This window comes from Methylophaga lonarensis MPL, assembly GCF_000349205.1.
Classification (GTDB): domain Bacteria; phylum Pseudomonadota; class Gammaproteobacteria; order Nitrosococcales; family Methylophagaceae; genus Methylophaga; species Methylophaga lonarensis.
Window position 1 is genome coordinate 61881 of the sequence record NZ_APHR01000013.1, and the last position, 6458, is coordinate 68338.

A 6458-nucleotide genomic window follows, 5' to 3' on the forward strand; every position below is an offset into this window, starting at 1 on the left:
CTTTCTCCTTACAGACATTGCGCGCAATTGAGCATCCACGGTGTGCCAAAGCGATCGCGGAGCATGCCGAACCTTTCGGCCCAGAAGGTTTCTGCAAACGGCATGATAATTTCACCGCCTTCAGCCAGTTTTTTAAAGGTCTGTTCGCCTTGCGAGACATCGTTAAAGCCTATCTGCACATGAAAACCTTGTGGCTTTTCATACATGCCCGGTGGGCAGTCTGATCCCATCAATAGCCAGCTACCAACCTGCAGCGAGACATGCAGGATTTTGTCTGCAAACTCGGTAGGCATTTCATCGGCCATGGGCGATTCAGCGGCGGTCATCTGCATCACTATTTCACCGCCGAGCACATCAGCATAAAAGGCAAAGGCTTCGCGGCAGTTGCCGTCAAACAGCAGATAACTGCTGGTAGAGGCAGGTTGTTTTTGCAGCCTGTCGGCAAGCTGTTGATGTTTGCTCAGGCCGGAGCCAGGAGCAAAATCACTGAGTTCATAGACTTGTCTTAATTCCAGATCGACATCCTGTTCAGGCCAGCGTTGGGCCCAGTCCAGTGCTTCGGCTCTGGAGTTGGCAGTAATCATGGTGAAGCCGGCGATAACTTCCTTGGTTTCGGTAAACGGGCCGTCGGTGACAATCGGCTGACCGTTACGAATCTGAATTTTTGCGCCCAGTTGGCTGGGTTTAAGTCCGTCGCCGCTGATAAACATGCCAGCATTGGCCAGTTCGATATTGTAGTCGGCCATTTGTGATAGTTGCTCGTTACTGGGCGGCATGCCGGCTTCGGTATTGGCATCGGCTTTTCTGATAATGATGAATTTCATTGTGCTGTTCCCGTTATCTGGCTTCGGGAATCAGATCGAACATTGCAGCGCCGGTGGTGGGGTCGAATGGGGCTGAAAAATGTTCATGAACGATCAGCCATTGGCCGTTTATCTGCCGATAGACCTGTGTGCCACGCATCCATGAGGCTTGTTCCTGTCCGGTTTGCTCATCAATGCCGCCACAGTGGTTGAGGAAGCTGCACACCGCCAAATCGCCGTCCGCATAGATATCCAGCTGGTCGATGTCAAATTTACTTAGCGTGCACATCGACAAGCAGGTTTGCCAGTGTTGCTGATATTGAGAACGATTGCTGAATTGCAACTGTGAGATGGCATCAAATGCTCGTACGTTGTCATGATAAAAAGTCATGATCTGACCGACATCCTGGCTGATGACGGCTTGTTGCCAGCGTTGCATTTGTTGCTGTACTTGTTGGGTTGAATCCATGGCTAATCTCCCTTGAACGTGATGGTTTCACTGAGTAGTCGAATCAGTCACGGCAAAATCGACAGGCGACTGAAAATTTCTTAACGGAGTTTGATCACAGTGCGTCAAGACGGGCTTGAAGAAACGCTCTTTCGGGTTGTTGTGTGGTTAATTGCAGGGCTTGCTGGTAAGCCGCCCGAGCCTTGTCATGATGTTTTAACTGACGATAAAAATCGGCTTTGGCGGCGTGCAACAGATGATAGTTATCCAGTTCACCAGAAGCGTTCAGGTATTCAATGGATTTTAGGCCGGCTTCCGGGCCTTCCAGCATGGCGACTGCCACTGCCCGGTTGAGTGCGATCACCGGCGACGGGTAACGTTGAACAAGCACGTCATACAGCCCGAGGATTTGTGCCCAATCAGTTTCATCAAACTGTTTAGCCTCGGCATGAACAGCGGCGATGGCTGCCTGCAGTGTGTAATGGCCATAGTCGTTGGATTGCAGGGCTTGCCACAGCAATGTACAACCTTCTTCAATCTGTGCCTGATCCCAGAGACTGCGATCCTGCTGCTCCAGGGTCAGCAGTTGTCCTTGAGGATTGGTTCGCGCTTCACGTCTTGAATCTTGTAACAACATGAGTGCCAGCAAGCCTTGCACTTCAGCATGAGGCAATAACTGCCATAACAACCGGCCCAGTCGAATGGCTTCGCCAGCCAGATCATGCTGTACCAGCTGATTGCCACTGCTGGCGGAATAGCCTTCGTTGAATACCAGGTAGATCACCTGTAAAACAGCCTGCAGCCGTTCGGGCAGTTGTGCGGCCTCAGGGACTTCATAGGGAATGCCGGCATCACGGATTTTGTTTTTGGCCCGGACAATACGTTGTGCCAGCGTAGTTGGTTTTTGCAAAAAAGCATGTGCTACCTGTTCGGTGGTCAACCCGCAGACTTCGCGCAGCGTCAACGCCAACTGGGCTTCAGGTGACAGGGCAGGGTGGCAGCAGGTGAAGATTAAACGTAGTTGATCGTCTTCAATAGCATTGGAATCAACCTCTTCATCGGTTGCAGCCAGTTGCTCTACCACCGTGTCGAAACCGTTATCAAAGCGGGCCTGGCGGCGAATCTGATCAATGGCCTTGAACCGGGCAGTGGAAATCAGCCAGCTTCGTGGATTGTCCGGCACACCATCGATGGGCCATTTTTGCAGTGCAATGGCAAAGGCCTCGTGCATGGCTTCTTCTGCTAAATCAAAATCTCCCAGCAGGCGAATCAGTGTGGCGAGAATTTGCCTTGATTGCTGTTGATAAAGCTGGTCAAGCAAGGACTGCATGATGCGTCGTTAACCCAGACGGCCTTTGATGGCTTTAATAAAGGCTTCGCTGATTGGCATATCGCCTTGATACAGTTCGTCGATTTGATTAATCGCTTCGGAGTGATCCAGACATTGCACAATGCAGGCAGTTACATCAGCGCGACTGATGATTCGGTCGTCTTTGTTGTCAGGGCGGGTTGTTGTGATATGCCTGTGGCGGGTTCATCGGTTAACCGTCCGGGACGCAGAATGGTGAAGGGCACACCGCTGCGTTGCAGGTATTCATCGGCAAAATGTTTGCAGACGTTGTAATGCTTGATGGCCGGGTTGCCATTGTCCGGATCACCGGCATTTTGGGCACTGACCATGACAAATTGTTTGATGCCATGTTGTTTGGCCATATCCACGGCTTTGCAGGCACCCCACGAGATCAACCAGAATGGTTTTATCGGCACCGGTTTTGCCACCGCTACCGGCAGTAAAGACCACTTTGTCACAATCGGCAAAGGCGGTATCGGGCAGGGGTTGTTCCAGATCGGCAATGACGACTTCAGCGCCTAGGACGGTAAAAAAAGAGGCTTGGTCCTGCGATCGCAGCATCACTCTGACAGGCATGGATTGCCCGGACATCTGCTGCACCAGTTGCTTGCCAATCTGACCATTGGCACCAATTACCAGTGTTTTATCCACGGCATGGCCTCCCTGAACACAATGTCTCAGCTAATGTGTGTTGAAACGGTCAGGTTAGGCGGCTTTGTGGCATAACTCAAGCCACAAGTATTTGAATCACTCTTCGCTGGCAGGCAATCGCTGTTGCAGGAAGTCTTGCAAACCTTGTTGAACCAGATCGTAGGTCTTGTCGATATTGCTGGCAATTTCGCCTTGCAGTACTTGTAGCCCGGAGAGAATATCCCGAGCTTCCTTAAAGCCCTGATCAATCCCGCGGCCAATGACTTCGACAAACGATTGCAAGGCTTCTTCCAGCGGCATGTCTTGCCGACTGGCGTAGTAGGCGTCAAAAAAGGCGGTGCTCATTTGCACAATGCGATCTGCCGTGGCTTCCGGCGAAACATCAATACCTTGTTCATAGGCGTTTTGAATCGCGTTATCGCCAAAGTCATCTTTGAGTGCGTCGTTAATGCCTTCAATCGCGGTTTTCAGTAGCAAAGACATTGATGAGTCGCCGCGACTGTTGCTGACCGAAATTGTGACTTCGATCAGGTTACGATTAAATTCACTTTTGGCTTCACTGAGCAGAGATTGTCTGCTTTTGGCCAGTTCAGAAATTTGCTGACCCAGTGGCCGTTCTGTTTTGTTGGCAGGATCTTGCGCGATGTTTTTGACAGTTTGTCCAAATGGTTGGATTGCAGATGTCATAAGTGAACCCTCGGCCGATGGTGATATTTTAAATAGCGGCAATTTTTGCCGCTTCTTTAATAATTATCAGCTTGAGGGTTCTGTTGACTGGCTGGCAGTTTGAATGGGTGCCAATGCCAGGCACCAGCCAATCAGCAAAAATATCAGCATGCCGGCAAGAATCGCTTGAAAGTGAATGCCACCATCCAAGGCCAGGCCGACAATTGCCGGTGTGACGCCGGTTGAGAAAACCATTAAGGCTGATTTGACTGAACGTAAACGCCCCAAGAATTCGCGACCCCAGATTTTGACCAGCAGGCTGTCGCCAATGGGAGATTGCATGCCAAGTGACAGACCTGCACCCAGCATGATCAGCCAGATGCCGATATTACCGCCGATAATGGCGGCAATCAGTAATCCTGCTGCAAATGGCAACAGGTAAACCCGTGCCAGCATGGCAACGCCAAATTCATCTACCCAACGACCGCCCAGCAGTGCACCGGGGAAACGGGACAATCCCATTGCCATCAACGCAATGGCGTATGTAGTGATATTGGCACCTAAGTCGGCAGTCATTTGTGCCTGAAAAATAAAGATACCGGTCAGTGCAATCGGTAAGGCCATTAATACTGGCATCAGTAACCAGAAGCGTAATTCTCTGGTGGGCGATTGGCCGGTTTGTTGTTTTTGCTTAGCCTGTTGTTTGTTTTGCGGCGCATCGGGCCAGTCGACACGAAACAGGGCAATCAGCCAGCAGATAATTAACAAGCCCAGCAATATCCACCAGATTTGCCGCCAGTTCATCCAAATCATTGCCAAAGCAATCAGCGGCGGCAGCAGAATTTCGCCCATCGGCATACCCAGGCTGACCAAACCCAGTGCCCGGCCTCGATTTGCCTGAAACTCACGCGCGGCCAGTGTGCTTGCCAGATGGGTCATCAAGCCTTGTCCACAAAAGCGCAGCAGTGCCAGTCCCAACAGGCTGGCGATTAACCAGGGGGAGAGCGTTAACAGTAGCAAGCCGCTGGCTAAAGCCAGAAAAACCATTGAGGCGTATTGCTTTGGGGGAATCCAGTCAAGTTTGGCGCCAAAGTGCAGCACCAGAAAGCCACTCAGCATGGTAATGCCAGCATACAGGCTGCCAAACTGGGTCAGACTCAAGCCGAGATGCGCCATGATGTCTGCTTGAAACAGGCCGATGAAGAAACTCTGACCCAGATTGCCGGTAAACATGGCCAGCAAGGCCACACCTATTAGTCCGTAATGACTGCGAATCAGATCTGCGTAGCTGGATGAGGTGCTTGATGACATGAAGTTGATTATCTGCTGAAAATAATGGCGCTGCTCACCTTGCATTGCCATGACTTGGGCGCTTGCGAGAGATCAACTGAATTTATTATAGAAACATTCTTGCAGGGTTTCGAGCAGCCGTGTGGAATGAGTAGAGTGAGTTGCCATTTGCGGTCGAGGTCGCTTACATTTTCAATAGTGCTTGACCAACTTCCTGCTGGCTATAGCCTTGTGAGCGCATGTTGTAATAATACTGGCACATCGCTGAAAAACTATGCGGGTGTTGCGTGGCAGGTAAATCAACAAACCACTGCATCAGACTGATGGCGTCTTCATGGATATCATGCTCAGCAAGCATATCCTGTAGTTGAGCTGCCCGGTTGGCGACCATTCGGTGACTCTCATCAAACCGGGCACTGGCCTGGTCAATCAGCAAGCCAACCGCATTTTGCTCGTTGATTGGAACAGCTGTTGTTTCTTGGTTGCCAGGTCTGCTGCGCATGATCAGCCATTCCTGTGGCGTCATGTTGACGGTGCCATCAAGCCAGACTGGCAGCTCTTTTTCGGGCATGACATTCTGCTCGCCCAAAGAAACTGGTTCACCATTGTCACAAGCGGACAACATCAGACAGGCGAACAGAAAAACATAACGAAGCAGCTGGACCATGCAAGCACCTGAAACCGGAAAGTCAGACGCTCATCATAGAGGCTTGAGCCATCTGCAAATAGTTGCGGATAGCCTGAAATGAGCCGGGAAGATGTCCTGTCGATTATTCTGAATTGTTTTTCTTTCTGCCCCAGTTACGCTTGAACAACCTTGGATTGGCATTGATAAAGTTCTGTATCCAGCGCTCCAGAAAAGACTCGTTGCCCTTGGTTTTCAGATAACCATAACCAAGCACGGAAATAATCAGGGCACCGATGGCATCCACGATGAGATCGATCATGGTGTCAGTCAGACCTGAAGGATCGCCGAGCATAGGTTTTTGCATTTGTGTGCCGAACAGTGAATCCATGGCGAATTCAAAAATTTCCCAGAGCGTACCTACGCCGAGCGCAAACAGAAAGGCAAAAAAAGCCACAAAACCGGGACGCATATGCATGTCGATCTGTTCGGTTTCATTGAGCACATACACCAGCAGAAAACCGACAATGCCAAGCAGGAAACCAGAACTGGTGTGCAAGACGATATCCCACCACCAGAAGCGGGTGTAATAGCCGTGCACTTCGCCAAGAAACACCGCTCTGA

9 protein-coding genes are annotated in these 6458 nt (G+C 50.7%); all 9 read right to left on the reverse strand.

Translation table 11 applies throughout. From position 1 onward, the window contains the following. Positions 1–8: 8 nt before the first annotated feature. The gene (locus MPL1_RS02970; protein WP_009725648.1) at positions 9–824 is read right to left on the reverse strand and encodes a YciI family protein; all 816 of its coding nucleotides are present in this window, start codon (positions 822–824) and stop codon (positions 9–11) included. 13 nt (positions 825–837) lie between these two features. Further along, a complete protein-coding gene (locus tag MPL1_RS02975) occupies positions 838–1272 on the reverse strand; it encodes a YybH family protein (protein WP_009725649.1) in 435 nt (144 codons plus the stop codon). A gap of 94 nt (positions 1273–1366) precedes the next feature. Then, positions 1367–2581: an RNA polymerase sigma factor gene (locus tag MPL1_RS02980; RefSeq protein ID WP_009725650.1), complete on the reverse strand. Its 1215-nt coding sequence runs from the start codon at positions 2579–2581 to the stop codon at positions 1367–1369. Positions 2582–2712: 131 nt separating this feature from the next. Next, positions 2713–2931 (reverse strand): NAD(P)H-binding protein, encoded by a 219-nt coding sequence (locus MPL1_RS14010; RefSeq protein ID WP_235045509.1) that lies wholly within the window; start codon positions 2929–2931, stop codon positions 2713–2715. Next, on the reverse strand, positions 2906–3253 hold the full coding sequence (locus MPL1_RS14015) for an NAD(P)H-binding protein (RefSeq protein ID WP_235045510.1): 348 nt from the start codon (positions 3251–3253) through the stop codon (positions 2906–2908). The genes MPL1_RS14010 and MPL1_RS14015 overlap by 26 nt, the downstream gene beginning before the upstream one ends. Before the next feature lie 96 nt (positions 3254–3349). Then, the gene (locus MPL1_RS02990; RefSeq protein ID WP_009725652.1) at positions 3350–3940 is read right to left on the reverse strand and encodes a DUF5610 domain-containing protein; all 591 of its coding nucleotides are present in this window, start codon (positions 3938–3940) and stop codon (positions 3350–3352) included. A 66-nt stretch (positions 3941–4006) separates the two neighbouring features. Next, complete coding sequence (locus MPL1_RS02995; protein WP_009725653.1) at positions 4007–5281, reverse strand: MFS transporter; 1275 nt, start codon at positions 5279–5281, stop codon at positions 4007–4009. Positions 5282–5393: 112 nt separating this feature from the next. Beyond that, complete coding sequence (locus tag MPL1_RS03000; protein ID WP_009725654.1) at positions 5394–5876, reverse strand: hypothetical protein; 483 nt, start codon at positions 5874–5876, stop codon at positions 5394–5396. 103 nt (positions 5877–5979) lie between these two features. Further along, the coding region (locus MPL1_RS03005) for a hypothetical protein (protein WP_009725655.1) at positions 5980–6458 on the reverse strand (479 nt) is incomplete at its 5' end.